This is a genomic window from Mesorhizobium sp. (genome assembly GCF_017306585.1).
GTDB lineage: Bacteria > Pseudomonadota > Alphaproteobacteria > Rhizobiales > Rhizobiaceae > Mesorhizobium.
The window spans coordinates 1-16,167 of the sequence record NZ_JAFKIC010000254.1 but is presented as its reverse complement, the minus strand read 5'-3'; the positions used below and the strand labels follow the sequence as shown (position 1 = coordinate 16,167).

At 66.0% G+C, this 16,167-nt stretch carries 16 protein-coding genes and 1 pseudogene; 13 read left to right on the top strand and 4 right to left on the bottom strand.

The window, feature by feature from the left end; translation table 11 throughout:
- From J0I79_RS30365 to J0I79_RS30325, 9 genes and pseudogenes are all read left to right on the top strand, one after another.
- On the top strand, positions 1–1,456 hold a 1,456-nt coding region (locus J0I79_RS30365), incomplete at its 5' end, for an autotransporter outer membrane beta-barrel domain-containing protein (protein ID WP_292868243.1).
- Positions 1,457–1,548: 92 nt separating this feature from the next.
- Positions 1,549–1,926 carry an ester cyclase gene (locus tag J0I79_RS30360; RefSeq protein WP_292868241.1) on the top strand — a complete coding sequence of 126 codons (378 nt, stop codon included), beginning with the start codon at positions 1,549–1,551 and terminating at the stop codon, positions 1,924–1,926.
- A gap of 300 nt (positions 1,927–2,226) precedes the next feature.
- Positions 2,227–3,291 (top strand): YeiH family protein, encoded by a 1,065-nt coding sequence (locus J0I79_RS30355; RefSeq protein ID WP_292868239.1) that lies wholly within the window; start codon positions 2,227–2,229, stop codon positions 3,289–3,291.
- 83 nt (positions 3,292–3,374) lie between these two features.
- Entirely contained in the window at positions 3,375–4,424 is a 1,050-nt protein-coding gene (locus J0I79_RS30350) for an AraC family transcriptional regulator (RefSeq protein WP_292868236.1), read from the top strand.
- Between the two features lie 103 nt (positions 4,425–4,527).
- Complete coding sequence (locus J0I79_RS30345) at positions 4,528–5,646, top strand: efflux RND transporter periplasmic adaptor subunit (RefSeq protein WP_292868233.1); 1,119 nt, start codon at positions 4,528–4,530, stop codon at positions 5,644–5,646.
- Positions 5,643–6,335, top strand: a pseudogene (locus tag J0I79_RS30340) (ABC transporter ATP-binding protein); the annotation flags it as partial. The gene J0I79_RS30345 and the pseudogene J0I79_RS30340, both read left to right, overlap by 4 nt.
- Positions 6,336–6,409: 74 nt before the next feature.
- Entirely contained in the window at positions 6,410–7,552 is a 1,143-nt protein-coding gene (locus J0I79_RS30335; protein ID WP_292868230.1) for an ABC transporter permease, read from the top strand.
- A 3-nt stretch (positions 7,553–7,555) separates the two neighbouring features.
- The gene (locus J0I79_RS30330) at positions 7,556–8,758 is read left to right on the top strand and encodes an ABC transporter permease (protein WP_292868227.1); all 1,203 of its coding nucleotides are present in this window, start codon (positions 7,556–7,558) and stop codon (positions 8,756–8,758) included.
- 116 nt (positions 8,759–8,874) lie between these two features.
- Entirely contained in the window at positions 8,875–9,924 is a 1,050-nt protein-coding gene (locus J0I79_RS30325) for a dienelactone hydrolase (protein ID WP_292868224.1), read from the top strand.
- A 205-nt stretch (positions 9,925–10,129) separates the two neighbouring features.
- Here J0I79_RS30325 and J0I79_RS30320 read toward each other — a convergent pair whose 3' ends face one another.
- Positions 10,130–10,627 carry a GAF domain-containing protein gene (locus J0I79_RS30320; protein WP_292868221.1) on the bottom strand — a complete coding sequence of 166 codons (498 nt, stop codon included), beginning with the start codon at positions 10,625–10,627 and terminating at the stop codon, positions 10,130–10,132.
- Between the two features lie 86 nt (positions 10,628–10,713).
- Between J0I79_RS30320 and J0I79_RS30315 the strand changes: the two genes are divergently transcribed.
- Complete coding sequence (locus J0I79_RS30315) at positions 10,714–11,133, top strand: NUDIX domain-containing protein (RefSeq protein WP_292868249.1); 420 nt, start codon at positions 10,714–10,716, stop codon at positions 11,131–11,133.
- Between the two features lie 38 nt (positions 11,134–11,171).
- Here J0I79_RS30315 and J0I79_RS30310 read toward each other — a convergent pair whose 3' ends face one another.
- Positions 11,172–12,056, bottom strand: coding sequence for an AraC family transcriptional regulator (locus J0I79_RS30310; protein WP_292868218.1), 885 nt, complete (start codon positions 12,054–12,056; stop codon positions 11,172–11,174).
- Between the two features lie 132 nt (positions 12,057–12,188).
- Complete coding sequence (locus J0I79_RS30305) at positions 12,189–13,067, bottom strand: AraC family transcriptional regulator (protein WP_292868215.1); 879 nt, start codon at positions 13,065–13,067, stop codon at positions 12,189–12,191.
- A 193-nt stretch (positions 13,068–13,260) separates the two neighbouring features.
- Here J0I79_RS30305 and J0I79_RS30300 point away from each other — a divergent pair, with 193 nt between their 5' ends.
- The 3 genes from J0I79_RS30300 (at position 13,261) to J0I79_RS30290 (ending at position 14,761) form a co-directional block, all read left to right on the top strand.
- A complete protein-coding gene (locus J0I79_RS30300; RefSeq protein ID WP_292868213.1) occupies positions 13,261–14,001 on the top strand; it encodes an SDR family oxidoreductase in 741 nt (246 codons plus the stop codon).
- A gap of 25 nt (positions 14,002–14,026) precedes the next feature.
- A complete protein-coding gene (locus J0I79_RS30295) occupies positions 14,027–14,326 on the top strand; it encodes a hypothetical protein (protein ID WP_292868210.1) in 300 nt (99 codons plus the stop codon).
- Positions 14,327–14,527: 201 nt separating this feature from the next.
- Positions 14,528–14,761 (top strand): hypothetical protein, encoded by a 234-nt coding sequence (locus tag J0I79_RS30290; RefSeq protein ID WP_292868246.1) that lies wholly within the window; start codon positions 14,528–14,530, stop codon positions 14,759–14,761.
- 12 nt (positions 14,762–14,773) lie between these two features.
- On the opposite strand, the gene J0I79_RS30285 is transcribed toward J0I79_RS30290, so the two are convergent.
- Positions 14,774–15,835: a diguanylate cyclase gene (locus J0I79_RS30285; RefSeq protein WP_292868207.1), complete on the bottom strand. Its 1,062-nt coding sequence runs from the start codon at positions 15,833–15,835 to the stop codon at positions 14,774–14,776.
- Positions 15,836–16,167 lie beyond the last annotated feature (332 nt).

Genomic DNA, 16,167 nt, shown 5'->3' with positions numbered 1-16,167 from the left:
CGCGCATGAGGGCAGCGCCTACGTGCTGCATTTCGCCGCCTCCGGCACCTATGCCGGCACGACCAGCCTTACCTACACCTTGTCGAATTCGGACGGCGCATCGGAGCCGGCCACCGTGACCATCAATGTGACGGCGCGCCCCGATCCGTCGCGCGATCCGGAAGTGATCGGCCTGATCCAGGCGCAGACGGACGCCACCAGGCGATTTGCCGACAACCAGATCCGCGGCTTTGGCCAGCGGCTCGAACAGCTTCACAATGAAGGCGACCAGCGCGGCAATTCCATGCGGCTGAGCGTCGGCATCCAGGGACTGTCGAACGGCGACGGCTGCAACCCGCAAGGCAAAGCCAGAAGCAGGATGCCCGGCCAGCCTATACCGGACGGCTCCTGTGCCTCGCAGGACGCGGGCTACGCCATGCCCGGCCAGATCCCGACGGGCCAAACCCCGATGGGCCAAAATCGGACAGGCCAGGTCCATAACAGCCAGCCTTCAGCCGATACCGTTTCGACAGCAGCCATTCCGACCGGGGCTTCCACTGGTCAGGTCGTGACAGGTGCCGGCGCGGCGGGCCAGGCGGCGACCGGCCCAGCCAATCCGGCCTATCAGCCCGAACCGGCCGCAAACCGCTTCGGCGAGCTTGCCTTCTGGAGCGGCGGCTATGTCAATTTCGGCTCCAATGACAACGGCGCCATCAGGCTCGACCACACGCTGGTCGGCGTGAGCGGGGGCGCCGATTATCGTTTCAGCCCCACGCTGACGGCGGGTATCGGCCTCGGCTACGGACGCGACATCACCGATGTCGGCGGCAATGGCACCGAGAGCCGGGCCGACGCACTCTCGGTCGCCGTCTATGGCAGCTATCGCCCCGTGCCTGGCTTCTTCCTCGACGGTCTGGCCGGCTACAGCACCATGAACTTCGACAGCGTGCGCTATGTCACGCCAACCGGCGACTTCGCCTCCGGGACACGCGACGGCAACCAGGTCTTCGCCTCGATGACGACAGGCTATGACATTCGCCAGGCCCGCTCGCTGATCTCGCCCTACGCCCGGCTGTCCGGCTCGCATTCCACCCTAGACGGCTTCACCGAAGACGGCGGCGGCATCTACAACCTGAACTTCGGCGAGCAGACCATCGACACGCTGTCGGGCACGCTCGGACTGCGCATCGAGAACACCGTCCCCATCGACTGGGGTGTGCTGACGCCGCGCGCCCGTTTCGAATACACGCATGATTTTTCCGGATCGAGCCGCGCGAGCCTCGGCTACGCCGATCTAGGCACCATGCCTTATGTGATCGATGCCCAAGCCTTTTCCCGCGACTATCTGTCCATAGGCATCGGCGTCGATGCCCGGATCGGCGGGCTTACCTTGGGCCTCGATTACAGCACCGCCGTCGGCACCAACAGCGGCAGCCAGGACCATACGGTGGCCACCAGGATCAGGATGCCGCTTTAAGCTTGCGCCGGACGCATGCGGAACGGACAATGGCCGGTGCCAGGCGCGGCGATGCATCGCGCCGGGCCGCATGGACATCCGGAGGCATCGCCATGAGCGAAACCGATCTCTACCGAGGCTATATCGACTGCCTCAACAATCAGGACTGGGAACGGCTGCACCGCTTCGTCCATGACGAGGTGCATTACAACAGTGAGCGTGTCGGCCTATCGGGCTACCGCGCCATGCTCGAGCGGGATTTTCGCGAAATCCCCGATCTCTATTTCGACGTCCAGCTGCTGATCGCCGAGCCGCCTTTCGTGGCCGCCCGCCTGCAATTCCATTGCACGCCCAGGGGCACCTTCTTCGACCTGCCCATCAACGGCAGGAAGGTGTCGTTCAGCGAGAACGTCTTCTACGAATTTCTTGACGACCGGATCAGGAATGTCTGGTCGGTGATCGACAAGGCGGCGATCGAGGCGCAGCTTTAGTCTTGGCCTCGCGCCGCCCCTCATTGCCCTGCCGGGCATTTCTCCCCGTATAGGGACGGGGAGAAATACGCCCTCGCCGCTGCTTTCGCCAATCGCCAGCGTTGCAAGAGGGGACGCGGCTATCTCCCTTCTCCCCGTCCCTATACGGGGAGAAGGTGCCGGCAGGCGGATGAGGGGCGGCGCTGCCGTCCGCCATCATGCCAATCGTTCGTAAAAATCGATCATTTCAACCAGAATAATTCGTTGGAAAGATCGGTTGTGAAATGGCATTTCTCCGGCGTACTCGCCTGGAGAATTGCATTGTCTTCCCTGACCCACATCGCGAACGATATTCCGAACAGCACGATTTCCGCCGATCTCGCCGCCGGCCGCAAGCGCCTCGACTCGGTGTGGAACGGCGTCATTCCGGGCGTCGTGCTGGTGGCGATGATCACGGCCGTTGCCTTCTCGGCCCACAATGTCTCCGGCTTCGCCCTGTTCAGTCCCATGATCCTGGCCGTCGTCGCCGGCATGATCTACTCCAACGTGCTCGGCACGCCGGCGCATGCAAAGGCGGGCATCGCCTTCTCGCAGAAGCGCCTTCTGCGCTTCGCCATCGTGCTGCTCGGCTTCCAGCTGACGCTCGGCCAGGTCGTCTCGATCGGTGCGAGCGGCGTCGGCATTGTCGCCGCCACGCTTGGCTGCACCTTCCTGTTCACCGTCACGCTCGGCCGGCTGATCGGTGTCGACGCCAAGCTGGCGCAGCTCATCGCCGCCGGCACCTCGATCTGCGGCGCCTCGGCGATCGTCGCCACCAACATCGTCACCGACGCGCGCGACGAGGACGTCACCTATGCGGTGGCCTCCATCACCCTGTTCGGCACCGTCGCCATGCTCGGCTTCCCGCTGTTGGCCCCGCTGCTCGGCCTCGACCAGCACGCTTTCGGCCTGTGGGCCGGCGCCTCGATCCACGAGGTGGCGCAGGTCATCGGCGCCGGCTTCCAGAACGGCACCCAGTCCGGCGAGATCGCCACGGTGGCAAAACTCACCCGCGTCGCCATGCTGGCGCCGATGGTGATCGCGCTCGGCCTGATGGCGCGCCGCGGCAGCGCCGGCGTCCAGTCGGGCGCCCGCCCGCCCATGCCCTGGTTCGTCGCCGCCTTCGTCGCCGTCGTGGCGCTGAACAGCCTGGTGACCATACCGGCCGAAGTGAAGTCGGCGCTGGCGCTCTCCACCACCATCATGCTGACCATGGGTCTGGCGGCGATGGGCCTGCAGGCCGACATCTCGCAGCTGCGCTCGCGCGGCCTGCGTCCGCTGGCGCTCGCCTTCTGCGCCTTCCTGTTCATCGGCTGCTTCAGCCTGATGCTGGTGAAGCTGGTTTAAGTACCGGCTTCGTTCATCCGCCCATTTGGGAATCAAAACCACATCGGCTAGGGTCTGCTGAAGCATCATCACCCAGCGAACCCATGCCGTTTGTTCCCCTGCCCTTCGTCGTCGCGCTACTGCTGTTCATCCTGCTTTGGGTCGTCGCCAGGCGACAGGATGGGGCAGCGCCCAACCTGCCGTTTCTGGGCCTGATCCTGCTCAGCGCGCTGCAGTCGGTGCTCACCGGCCTGCGTTGGGGCTATGGCATCCCGCAGGTCGGCTATATCGCTCCCGTATCGGCCGCCATCATGCCGTCGCTGCTCTATGCCGGCGTCTCCAGCCTGGTGCGGACGGACAAGCGCCAATGGCCGGCGCTGCTCGGCATTCACGCGACGCCGGCCGTCGTCATCATCGCGCTGATGATCGTCTGGCGCGAATCGATCGACCTGGCGCTCATCGCGATCGACTTCGTCTATGCCGGCGCCATTCTCTGGCTGCTGCGGTCGGGCGCCGACGGCCTTCGCCTGGCGCCGTTCGATGGCGCGGTACCGGCCTACCGCGCCATCCTGCTGGCGGCGGCGACGCTGTGCCTGTCGGGACTGGTCGATATGCTGGTATCCTTCGAGCTGGCGTCCGGACAGGGAGCACGGGCCGCGACCGTGATCGGCATCGCCAACCTTTTTCTCCTCGTGCTCGTCGGCACGGCGGCTGCCGCCGCTAGCCAGAGCCACGTTCCGCCGAACGCGCCCGACCCCGCCGAGACTTCATCTCCAGGCGACGCTGGCGAGGACGCCGCCACGATCGGTGAAATCGCCCAGGTGCTGCGGGAGAAAAAACTCTACCGTGACGCCGACCTGAACCTCAACCGGCTTGCCCGCCGCACCGGAATTCCGGCACGGCAGATATCCTCGGCCATCAACCGGGCGACGGGCAAGAACGTGTCGCAATATGTCAACGAATACCGCATCGCCGAGGCCTGCCGGCTGTTGACGGAAACCGACCAGTCCGTGACCGAAATCATGCTGACGGCCGGCTTCCAGACCAAGTCGAACTTCAACCGCGAATTCCGCCGCGTCACCGATATGACCCCGCTTGCCTGGCGCGAGAAGAACGCGCCTTCCCCATCTCTTGCCGCCCCTGTGCGCGGCTGAACCGGCGGCGCCGGTGCGCATCAGGCGTACTCGATCGCGATAAAGCACGTGCTGGATCGTGATCCAGGTCTCTTTCGGCGTCAGGTTCCGCCGATATCGCGGCATGAACACAGCAACCGCACATGACCGTCAACTGGCCCTGAAGCTCAAGTCCCTGTCCCTAGAGCCTGTCGCTCTGGGGACCGGTCCGTCGATGCCGTCCAGACAACCCGAACGCCGGCGATCGTTCGCCCTTGGCGGGGTCGCGATACTGGCGATAGCCGGCGTCGCGGCCCTCGCCCTCCCGACCGCGCCAGAGCTTTTCCATGCCGATCCGCCCGCTCCTGCAGGCGGCGATCAGATCGCTCCCGCCCCGACGGATCCGGCCGCGCCGAAAGCGCCGGCGCCTGTCGCGGCACCGGCAACGCGAGAGATCACCGGGTCCGGCCATGTCGTGGCGCCGCGATCGGCCGAGGTCTTCTCCAGATATGAGGGCCGGATCGTCGCGGTCGCCGTCGAGGTCGGCGACAGGGTCGAGGCAGGCCAATTGCTGGTCAGGCTGGATGATTCAGGCGCTCGCTTCAAACTGCGGCAGACCGAAATCGCCGAAGCTTCCGCAAGGCTGGCGCTCGCGGCCCGCGATATCGACTTCGCACAGGCCAGCGCCACATCGGATCGCGCCGCCACGCTCTTCGCCCGAGGCGCCGCTTCCAGGCAACAGCTTGAAGACGCCCAAACCCTGCGCCAGCGCGCCGCAAACAGCCTCGACCAAGCTGCGCAGGACCTGGCCAGGGCCGTGCTCGACCGCGAACAGGCCAGCGACACCGTCGACGAACTGATCGTCGTCGCGCCGATTGCCGGCACCGTCACTGTGCGCAACGCCCGGCTGGGCGAAAGCGTTCTGGCGCGCGCCGACAGCGTCAAGGAAAATGCCAGCCTGCTAACCATCGTCGACACGCGCGACCTCGCCATCGACGCCGACATTGCCGAGACTAGCATCGCGCTGGTGCGGACCGGGCTGCATGGCGAGGCGGTGCTCGACGGCTTCCCGGATCAGCCATTCGAGGTGACGGTCGACAGGATCGCGCCCGCCGCCTCGGCGGAAAAGGGAACCGTGGCGCTGCGCCTTTCCCTTGTTTCGCCGCCCGCCGGCATCCGGCCCAACATGGGGGCCCGTATCAGCATCGCCGGCATCCCGGGAGCCACCGCGTCCGCCGAAAACCGCAAAGGAGCGCAGCAATGACAGGCACCATCGGCAAAGAGCCCTATATCGAGATACGGGGCGTGAGGAAGGGTTTCAGCTTCGGCGCCGAGAAGGTCGCGATCTTCTCCGACCTGAGCTTGAACATCGCCCGTGGCGACTTTGTCGCCGTCATGGGGCCTTCGGGATCGGGCAAGTCGACCCTGCTGAACATGCTGAGCGGCATCGACCGGCCCGACAGCGGCAAGGTGCGGATCGGCGACAGCCATCTGGAACAGATGGGTGAAAGCGCCAAGGCCGCGTGGCGCGCCCACAATCTGGGCATCGTCTTCCAGTTCTACAATCTGCTGCCGATGCTCAATACCGCGCAGAATGTCGAGCTGCCGCTGCTGCTCAAGCCGCTCAGCCGCAGACAACGCGCCGAGCGCGTCGACACGGTTCTCGACCTGGTCGGCCTGGACGGCCGCCAGAAGCAGTACCCGGCCAGCATGTCCGGCGGCCAGCAGCAGCGCGTCGGCATAGCACGCGCCATCGTCACCGACCCCGGCCTGCTTCTGTGCGACGAGCCGACCGGCGATCTCGACTGCAAGTCGGCCAACGACATCCTGGAAATGCTCCGCCTCCTCAACCGCGAACTGAACAAGACGATCGTCATGGTCACGCATGATCCCGAAGCGGCCGGCTTCGCCAGGCGCACGCTGCACCTCAACAAGGGGGAATTCACCGAGCAGTTCCAGCGTGAGCCGGAGGACCTTGCGCCGCAACCGCACCGGGACGAGGCGATGGAACAGGGGGTGGCGCGCCAATGACCAGCCTCCAGCTCGCACGGCGCAATGCCTGGCGCAAACCCTACCGCACACTGCTGCTGATGTTCTGCGTCGCCGTCGCCATCCTTATTTATGGCCTGACGCAAAGCTTCCTTGCCGGCTCGCAGGGGACGGGTGGCGCGAGCGACAATCTGCTCGGCGTCTTCAACAAGGCCGGGCGGTCGCAATCCCTGCCGATGAGCTATCTCGGCAGGATCGCGGCGGACAGCGATGTCGCCGCTGTCTCCTACATGGCGCGTATGCGCGGCTTTGCCGGCACCCAAAGCAATGTGGTGATGACCAGCGCCGTCGACCCGCGCTCGATGGCTGCCGTCAATGGCAGGGAGCTTGGCCTGACCGCGGACCTGCTCGCCGGGCTCGACCGGACGCGCGACAGCGTTCTTGTCGGCAAGGCGCTGGCGCAGGCCCAGGGCTGGTCGGTCGGACAGCGCATCGGCGTCACCGCGTTCCAGATGACCGGCACCAACGGCAGCCGTGACTGGAGCTTCGAGATAGCAGGCATCTTCGAAGGCGCCGATGCCAGCACCGACACCTATTTCATGATCGCTCGCTACGACTACATCAACGCGGCGCGCGCGCAGGGCAAGGACATGGTGGATGGCTTCGTCGTTCGCCCCCGTGACGGCGTGTCACCGGGCGTGCTGGCGTCGAGGATCGATGCCCTGTTCGCCAACTCGGCCGCCCCCACGCGGACGCAGTCGGAAAAGCAGTTCCTCGAGGCCTTCATCCGCCAGTTCGCCGACATCGGCCTGATCATCAATCTCGTGGTTGGCGCCGCCTTCACCACGATCATGATGATCGTCATCAACACCATGGCGTTCGCGGTGCGCGAGCGGACCTTCGAGATCGGCGTCCTGAAGACGCTCGGCTTCTCGCGCGGCCGCATCATGGCGCTGGTCCTGGGCGAGACCCTGTTCATATCGGTCATCGGCGGGCTGGCCGGACTGGCCGGCGCGAAATGCGCGACCATGCTTGCCGGTCCCGCGCTTGGCCTCTCCCTCACGCCGCTGGTGGCCGGCAAGACCGCCATCGTCATCATCGCGCTTGGCCTGCTCGGCGGGCTGCTTCCCGCCGTCAATGCCATGCGCATGCCCATCATCAACGCCTTCAGGTCGAGGTAGGCCATGTTCTCACAACTCAAGCAGACAGCCGCCATGACCGGGGCCAATCTCGGCAGCCTGCCGCGCCGGGCCTGGATCGCCACGTCCATGGTTCTGTCGGTCGCGCTCGTCGTGGCCGTGCTGACCGGCTTCCTGTCGATGGCCAAAGGTTTTGAGAAGACGCTGGCAGGCGCCGGCTCGGCTTCCGTCGCAATCGTTCTTGGCGGCGGCACCAACCAGGAAATCGGCTCCGATATCCCCGCCGACCTGATCCGCAATCTCAGGGCGAACCGGGGCGAGACCGGAATTGCCCGCGACAGCGCCGGTGCGGCGATCGTCTCGCGCGAAATCCTCGTACCCATCGACGTGAAGCGGCTTGCCGACGGTGTCGACCAGACGCTTGCCCTGCGGGGCATGGATCAGGCAGGCCCGGCTGTGCGCGACGGCGTCGCGCTGTCGCAAGGCCGCCTGTTCGCTCCGGGTTCCCGCGAGATTGTCGTCGGCGCGCGCCTCGCCGGCGAGTTCGCCGGCTTCGGCGTCGGCGACAGGATCCGCCTCGGCAGTGTCGACTGGACCGTCGTCGGACAGTTCTCCGCCGGCGGCAGCGCTTTCGAGTCCGAAATCTGGGCCGACATCGAGGCCGTGCAATCCGCATTCGACCGCCAGGGTCAGGTGCAGACGCTCCGCGCCCGCCTTGAGAGCCCGTCGAGCCTGCCGCCATTGCGGGCGACACTCGCCTCGGCGGTGAAAACACCGGTCGCCGCGCTCTCGGAAGCCGAGTTCTACGCTTCGCAATCGGCCAGGACCAGCAGCCTTATCCGCCTCTTCGGCTGGCCGATCGCCCTGCTGATGGCGATTGGCGCCACAGCCGGCGCGCTCAACACGATGATGAGCTCGGTCTCGGACCGGACCGTCGAGATCGCCACGCTGCGCACGCTGGGCTTCGGCCGTCTGGCGGCCTTCACCGCGACATGGATCGAGGCCGTGTTGCTCTCGCTGGTCGGCGCGGCGATCGGCGCTGCTGTCTCATGGCTGGTCTTCAACGGCTGGCAGGCAAGCACGCTGGGCGCCAACAACACCCGCATGGCCTTTCAACTCACCGTCACCGGCAGCGTCATGCTGCAGGCCGGCCTGCTCGGCCTTGCGATCGGAGTGGTCGGCGGCACCCTGCCCGCTTTCGTCGCGACCCGCCTTCCGCTGAGCGCCGCCCTGGCCGGCAGGGGATAAACCACCGCCAGCCACCGGCATCGCCGCATCGGGATGAAACCTCAAACGCAATCGTTCCCGACACGCACGCTGGGCAGCCCCCGTCGTGCGCACGCCCTTACCAAACGGAGATATCCATGAACTTCAAAACCATGCTTTGCGCCGTCATCGTTTCCACGATGGCGATGCTGGATCAGGCCAATGCCGCCGACGCCGTCGGCGTTCGCCATCTCGCCGCGCCATCGGCCGAGCGCGGCGGCGACCTCGACGTCACCGTCTGGTATCCGGCGCGGCCCGGCGGCGAGGCCGTCACGCTTGGCGACAGCGCGCTTTTCAAGGGGACGGCCGCGATGCGCGAAGCCCCGATCGCGGATGGAAAATTCCCGCTGATCCTGCTTTCCCACGGCGCCGGCCTCGCCGGAACGCCGGAAGCACTGGGCTGGATCGCGGTGCCGCTGGCAAGCCGGGGCTTTGTCGTCGCCGCTCCGACGCATCCGGGCAATGGCGGCAAGAACAGATCGGCAGCAGAGACCATGAAACTCTGGCTGCGCCCCGCCGACCTCTCGGCCACGCTGAACGCGATGCCAGAGAACGCCTTCTTCGGCGGTCACCTTCTAGAGCGCAGGACGGGCGTCCTTGGCCTGTCCATGGGCGGCAGCACGGCGCTCGCCATTGCCGGCGCGCGTGTCGATGCCAAACGGCTCGCCGCCTATTGCGACACCGACCTGCTCAACGCCTCGCTGTGCGGCTGGGTGAGGCAAAGCGGCGTCGATCTCCACGCCATGGACATGCGTCTCGCCGGCCGCGACAACAGTGACCGCCGCATCCGCTTCGCCATGGCGATCGATCCCGCGCCGGTCGATGTCCTCGCCCCCGATAGCTTCGCCGGGATCGGCATTCCCGTCGCCATCGTCAATCTCGGCCAGCCCGGCAAGATCCCAGCGACCGCCGACGCTTCCGGAATTGCCAGGACAATCCCCAACGCCAGCTACGCCGCGATCGCCGATGGCAGCCACTACAGCATGTTCGGCGAATGCAAGCCGGGCGCACGCGCCCTCATCCTGTCCGAGGAGATCGGCGACCCGGTCTGCGGCGACGGGGGCGGAAGGCCGCGCGGAGAGATTCATGCGCAGCTGGTCGAGATGGCGGTGGAGGCGTTCGATCGCGCGCTGAAGGCGGGGTTGTAGGTCTGCAGGGGTAGCGCCCTACGGCGCCCCCCTCTGTCCTGCCGGACATCTCCCCCACAGGTGGGGAGATTGGATGTCGCCACGGCTTTCGCCAATCTCCAACGTTGCGAGACTGTGCAGGGCGCCGAAACCGCCAATCTCCCCCCAAGTGGGGGAGATGTCCGGCAGGACAGAGGGGGGCGCCGTAGAGCTCGGCCTGTGCCACTCAATCCACGAACGAACTCGCCGCGACATAGATCGCGGCCAGCGCCTCGATGCCGGCCTGGTCGGCCTTGTCGAAGCGGCCGGGCAGCGGGCTGTCGAGGTCGAGCACGCCGAACACGCCCTCCTCGTCCTCCAGCAGCACCACCAGTTCCGAACGCGAGTCGGCGTCGCAGGCGATATGGCCGGGAAAATCATGCACGTCCTTGATCAGCATCGAGGTGCCGAGATCGACGGCGGTTCCACACACACCCTTGCCCACCGTGATGCGCACGCAGGCCGGCTTGCCCTGGAACGGACCGAGCACCAGCTCCTCGTCCGAGGCGAGGAAGTAGAAGCCCGCCCAGTTGAGGTCGGGCACCATCTGGAAAATCAGCGCCGAGGTGTTGGCGGCGTTGGCGATCGAGTCGCTCTCGCCTTCGAGCAGCGCCTTCAGCTGCGTTGCGAGGTCGCGGTAGAAGGCGGCCTTATCAGAGGTGTCGATGGCCTTTGCGGCAAACATGGCTTGTCTCCGAACCGGGAATCGCGGCTGCTTCTAAAGGGTGCCGGGATGGCACGCCGTGGAGCGGACCATATAGCGTGAATTCGATGCCTTCCGAAAGCCGCAAGATCAGGATCGCCGCCGCCGTCATCGCCGATGCGTCGGGCAGGTTGCTTCTGGTGCGCAAGCGCGGCACCAGCGCCTTCATGCAGCCCGGCGGCAAGATCGAGCCGCACGAGGCGCCGCTTGAAGCCCTGGCCCGCGAACTGCACGAGGAGCTTGGGCTGACGATCGATCCCGCCATGGCCGCGCCGCTCGGCCGCTTCGCCGCCCCGGCGGCCAACGAGCCGGACAGCATGGTCGAGGCGGAGCTGTTCACGGTTTCCATCCACGACGAGCCGATAGCGGCGGCGGAGATCGAGGAGATGATCTGGCTCGATCCCGGCTCGGCCGACGGCATCGACCTCGCGCCGCTGACGCGCGACGTGGTTCTGGGCCTGGGCGGCAAGCAGCCGCCCGCCGGCTGAGGCGCCGCCTGTCGCCCCAGCGCTATTGATCCCCAGTGCTATTTCAGCGGCAGGAACAGCTCGACCACCACTTCATGCATCGGCCCTTCCGGGATCGGGGACAGCCAGCGCCGGCAATAGATCGGAAAGTCGCGCACGTCCTCGCCGCTGGCCGGAAGCCATTCGCGATAGAGGTAGAGCGCGGCAGGCTCGAGATTGTTGGTGTTGCCGGGGTAGCGCAGCACCGCGCAGCGCCCGCCGGGGATGACCCCGGCCTTCACCTCATCGTCATCAGGCCCGAGCGGCTGATCGGTTCCGGCACAGATATCCATGCTGTAGTTGGCCGCGACCGCAGGCTCCCTTTCGGATCGGAAGATGTTGAAGGTCGGGCTGGTCTGCGGCGACAGCCCTGCGGCCTTGCGCCAGGCGATGAACCGCTGGATCGTGGCGCCGAGCGTCGCCCGGTCGCCCCGATGCTCCATGATCGCCACCGGCGTCGGCGGCACATCGCGGATCGTCACGTCATCGTGTTCGAAGATTATCTGCATGAGCGTGTTCCTTGCTTTGTCGAAAGGCCCGAAGGCCATGAGCCACGCCCCCCAGTCGGGAGATTTCCGGAACGCCGAAGGCGATTGCCCGAACCGTTGCCGGAAGGCGCGGGCGAAGGCATCGGGCGCGTCGTAGCCGGCATCCATCGCTATGTCGGTGACGCTCTGGGCGTCGCTGCCGGCAAGCCTGTACGAAGCGCGCTTCAGCCGGGCGAGTTGCACATAGCGATGCACGGACACCCCGAAGGTCGAGGTGAACTGCCGGTGGAAATGATATTTCGAGAACGCCGCGACGCCGCTCAAGGATTCCAGGTCCAGATCGTCATCCAGATGCTGGTCAATGTGGTCCAGCACCCGCTGCATCCGGGCATGGTAATTTTCAAGCGCCGCCTTCAACGTCTCGTCCTCCGTGACGACGCCAGTTAGGCGATCCCGGACATCCAGCGCTCGACCGATCTTGCGGTTCGGCGCGGGATCGCCAGGCGCCCGCCGCGGCCTCGCCGGGCGTACCCGGACGTGTCTGTGGTCCTACCGGCTTCCCGCCACATCGCGCAGCGGCGGGCGGCCATAGAGCCTGCTGTATTCCCGGCTAAACTGTGACGGGCTCTGGTAACCGACGCTATAGCCGGCCGAGCCGACGTCCAGCCGCTCGGTCAGCATCAGCCGCCGCGCCTCGTGGAGGCGCAGCTGTTTTTGATACTGCATCGGCGTTATCGCCGTGACTGCCTTGAAATGATGATGCAGCGAGGACGGGCTCATGCCGACATGACGCGCCAGTTCCTCGATGCGCAGCGGCCGGGCGAAATTCCGCCCCAGCCAGTCGATCGCCTGGGCAACCCGGTTGGAGGGTGTTCCCAGCATCGCGATCTGCAGCAAGGCCGGTCCAAAAGGGCCGGTCGCCAAACGGTAAAGGATTTCCTGCTCGATCAATGGCGCCAGCGCCGGAATGTCGCCCGGCTGGTCCAGCAGGCGCAACAGCCGCACGACAGCATCGAGCAAGTCCGGCGACGCCTTGTTGACGGCCACCGCCCGCGCGTCCTGCGGGGCGGGCGTCACGCTGATCCGGCCAAGCAACGACTTCAGCCCTCCCGGTTCGATCCGCAGGCCCAGTCCAAGGTTCGGAGCCTCCCGGCTTGCCTCGGTCACGCGTGAGACGACCGGCAGGTCGAGCGAAACCACGAGATAATCGCCAACGCCGTAGCTGTGGATTTGCGAACCAAGCTCCAGGCTCTTGGCGCCCTGCACCACCAGCGCGAAGCACGGCCATTGCGCCGTGTAGATGCTTTTGCCGGTCGAGGAGCGCCGGCTGAGGAACAGCGTACCGATCGCCGTGGCGCACTCCTCATCGCCATCCGTGTGGCGGGCGATGATCGATGCCATCTCGCCGTAAGGATCGCCCGTTCGCATCAAACGGCACCTGAAACGTCTGAAACAACCATGGCGCCAACCATATCCGATCCTGCAAGACCTGCCAGCTTCGGCCGTCGCGCTTTGCAGGATCGTGCAGGAATCTTGCAGGATCGCCATAACGCCCCGTGGCCGTCTGGCCGCATAAGACCGGCAGCGGGAGCCCTGGCTCCCACCAACAGACGGAGTTCCCATGACAAGTCCACAGATCACCGGCAAGGTGGTGCTGATCACCGGCGCCACGAGCGGCATTGGCGAGGCGACAGCCCGGCATCTGGCCGCCGGCGGCCACAGCATCGTGCTCGGCGCCCGGCGCACCGACCGGCTCACCGCCATCGCACGAGACATCCAGCAGGCCGGCGGCCAGGCAATGCCCCGCGAACTCGACGTTACCGATCTCGACAGCGTGAAAGCCACGGTCGCGGCGGCCCGTGCGCGTCATGGCCGGATCGACGTGCTGGTCAACAATGCCGGCATCATGCCGCTGTCATTCATGGCCGAGCTGCGCGTCGACGACTGGAACCGGATGATCGACGTCAACCTGCGCGGCGTGCTCAACGGCATTGCCGCCGTGCTGCCGGTCATGAGCGAACAGAAATCCGGCCACATCATCAACGTCGCATCCGTCTCGGGGCACCGCGTCGATCCCACGGCCGCCGTCTACAGCGCCACCAAATTCGCGGTCAGGGCGCTTTCGGAAGGGCTGCGCCAGGAGAGCCGCGATCTCCGTGTGACAGTGGTCAGCCCCGGCCTCACGCGCACCGAACTGTTCGACGGCATCGCCAACCCACAGGTCGAGGCCGGCGCCCGCGCGATGCTGGATCAGGCCTCCATACCGCCCTGTGCGATCGCCGAGGCGATAGGCTTCGCCATCGGCCAGCCCGATGGCGTCGATGTCAACGAACTGGTCGTGCGCCCGACGGCGCAAGGCTGAACAATCCTGCCAATGGAGAGATGACATGACGGAAGCCATCGAAGTGACGACGTTCAAGCTGAGGGGCCAGTCCTGCGCGCAATTCGTCGCTGCCAATGCCGATATCGACGCCTGGCTGCTGCGTCAGCCGGGCTTCCTGTCGCGCCGCATCGCCGAGCGCGACGACGGCACCATCGTCGGCGTGTTGCTCTGGGCGTCCGCCGAGGCCGGCCGCAAGGCGGCGGCCGGCATCATGACCGAGATGGGCCATTCGCCGGTGCATGCCATGATCGACCAGCACACTGTGGACTGGACCGTGGCGCCGGTCCGGCACCGGATCGAGTAGCGGCAAATTTTCGGCACCCCGGAAAACGGGGCCTCGAATCAAGATCCGATGCCGCAAAAGATTCGTGGAAGTATTATCGCGGCAATGATGCCCGCAATGCGCGATGGTGGTCAAATAGTTCAAAAAATTGAATTTCGTCGTCTGAATTCCTATTTGTCATACAAGTTCACTTCCACCATTTCACACAAGGGAATTTGTTCCATGGCCGCAGGCAATCAGACGATCATGCAGAAAGCCGAAACCCGTTTCGCCGACAAGCAGAAGAAAACGGTCGAGCGCAACCGGGCGACCGCCGAATATCTGTCCGAGGCGAAAGCCAGGGAGATCAAGACCGCGAAACTCAGGGAATTGCGGCTGGCCAAGGAAGCGGCCGACCGCCTGGCGCAAGTTCAGGAACCGGCGCCGGCGAAGAAGCGGGCGGTGAAAAAGGCCTGACGCGCGAGCGCTTCACGCCGCAGCACTCCGCCCTTTCGCGCCCGGCTCGGCCTTGAAGATGCGGAACGTGTTGCGGCCTGCCGCCTTGGCGGCATAGAGCGCGGTGTCGGCCTGGGCGAACAGGTCGCACGGCCTGCCTGTCTCGGCGAAGGCGATGCCGACGGAAGCGCCGAGCCTGAGCGACTGGCCGCACGCGGCGACCGGCTTGCCCATCGCCTCGATGACATGCCGCGCCAGGGCAGAGACCGCGCCACGATCGAGATGCGGCCCGACCAGCACCGCGAATTCGTCACCGCCGACGCGCGCCACCAGTTCGGCCTCGCCGCAGCCGCCGGCAAGGCGCCGGGCGGCTTCCTTGAGGCATTCGTCGCCGATGACATGGCCGAACGTGTCGTTGACGGCCTTGAACCCGTCGAGGTCGACCAAAAGCAGCGCGCCGAGCGGACGGCCCTCGTCGGCATGCGCCAGCCGCGCCTGGAAGCGGGCGCGGTTGGCAAGCCCGGTCATGGCGTCGAATTCGGCGAGATAGCGCATGCGGTCCGACAGCAGTTTCTCCTCGGTGATGTCCTGCTTCATGCCGAAGATGCGCACCGGCACGCCACCCTCGCATTCGACGGTCGCGGTGATGCGGATCCAGCGGCTGTGTCCCGCGAAGGTGGTGATCTCGGCGTCGAGGCTAAAGCCGTTGCGCTCGGCGATCGCGCGCCCGCGCAGGCTGTCCAGCGCCTTGCGCGACTCCTCGGGATAGCATTTGACGATTTCATTGCGGTCGAGTGCCGCCCCGCGCGGCAGGTCGAACAGGTCGTAGACCACGTCGGTCCAGGTGAGCCGCTCGTCGGGCAGGCTGCACTCCCACACGCCGATGCGCGCTGCCGCCGAAGCGCGATCGAAGATCTTGCGGCTGTGGGCGAGCGAGACGTCCTGCCCCGCGATCAGCTCCGCCTGAGCGGCGATCCGCGCCTTCAATCTGGCGATGGTGGCCGCATCGCGGCGGCGCTCGGCCGTCCGGTCATGTCCTGCCCCGCCGCGAGGCTGCGAGACCGGGCCTTTCGGAGTGTAGGACGTATCGGACATGGCGGAACTCCTGGCGGAGAACCACCATGGCGCAACAGCGATTAAAACTTCGCTGACGGCGGGGGCGGTTCCGCGCCTCCGCTCGACTGGCTACGGCATGGATTTCCAGACGCTGGTCTTGGTGACAGTGCATGGCAGCCTGGCGCATGGATTGTTTTGTGCCGTGCCGGTCGACCCCCACTGCGTCTCGGCTTCGCCGAGCCACCTTGTATCTACACGAGAGAGATTTCGTGGGAATGAAGCGATTGAGCCAAGGTCCGGGCGGCCGCCCGGACCTTGGCTTGGCGAAGTCGCCCGTACCACCTGAGGTTACAGCCGCGGGAGAGCTTGGG

What these genes read in the sequence shown, in the direction of transcription:
- J0I79_RS30285 (WP_292868207.1), bottom strand. Translation starts at nt 15,835, where the DNA reads ATGTCCGATACGTCCTACACTCCGAAAGGCCCGGTCTCGCAGCCTCGC.
- J0I79_RS30325 (WP_292868224.1), top strand. Translation starts at nt 8,875, where the DNA reads ATGAACTTCAAAACCATGCTTTGCGCCGTCATCGTTTCCACGATGGCG.
- J0I79_RS30315 (WP_292868249.1), top strand. Translation starts at nt 10,714, where the DNA reads ATGCCTTCCGAAAGCCGCAAGATCAGGATCGCCGCCGCCGTCATCGCC.
- J0I79_RS30295 (WP_292868210.1), top strand. Translation starts at nt 14,027, where the DNA reads ATGACGGAAGCCATCGAAGTGACGACGTTCAAGCTGAGGGGCCAGTCC.
- J0I79_RS30345 (WP_292868233.1), top strand. Translation starts at nt 4,528, where the DNA reads ATGAACACAGCAACCGCACATGACCGTCAACTGGCCCTGAAGCTCAAG.
- J0I79_RS30330 (WP_292868227.1), top strand. Translation starts at nt 7,556, where the DNA reads ATGTTCTCACAACTCAAGCAGACAGCCGCCATGACCGGGGCCAATCTC.
- J0I79_RS30335 (WP_292868230.1), top strand. Translation starts at nt 6,410, where the DNA reads ATGACCAGCCTCCAGCTCGCACGGCGCAATGCCTGGCGCAAACCCTAC.
- J0I79_RS30360 (WP_292868241.1), top strand. Translation starts at nt 1,549, where the DNA reads ATGAGCGAAACCGATCTCTACCGAGGCTATATCGACTGCCTCAACAAT.
- J0I79_RS30305 (WP_292868215.1), bottom strand. Translation starts at nt 13,067, where the DNA reads ATGCGAACGGGCGATCCTTACGGCGAGATGGCATCGATCATCGCCCGC.
- J0I79_RS30300 (WP_292868213.1), top strand. Translation starts at nt 13,261, where the DNA reads ATGACAAGTCCACAGATCACCGGCAAGGTGGTGCTGATCACCGGCGCC.
- J0I79_RS30320 (WP_292868221.1), bottom strand. Translation starts at nt 10,627, where the DNA reads ATGTTTGCCGCAAAGGCCATCGACACCTCTGATAAGGCCGCCTTCTAC.
- J0I79_RS30290 (WP_292868246.1), top strand. Translation starts at nt 14,528, where the DNA reads ATGGCCGCAGGCAATCAGACGATCATGCAGAAAGCCGAAACCCGTTTC.
- J0I79_RS30350 (WP_292868236.1), top strand. Translation starts at nt 3,375, where the DNA reads ATGCCGTTTGTTCCCCTGCCCTTCGTCGTCGCGCTACTGCTGTTCATC.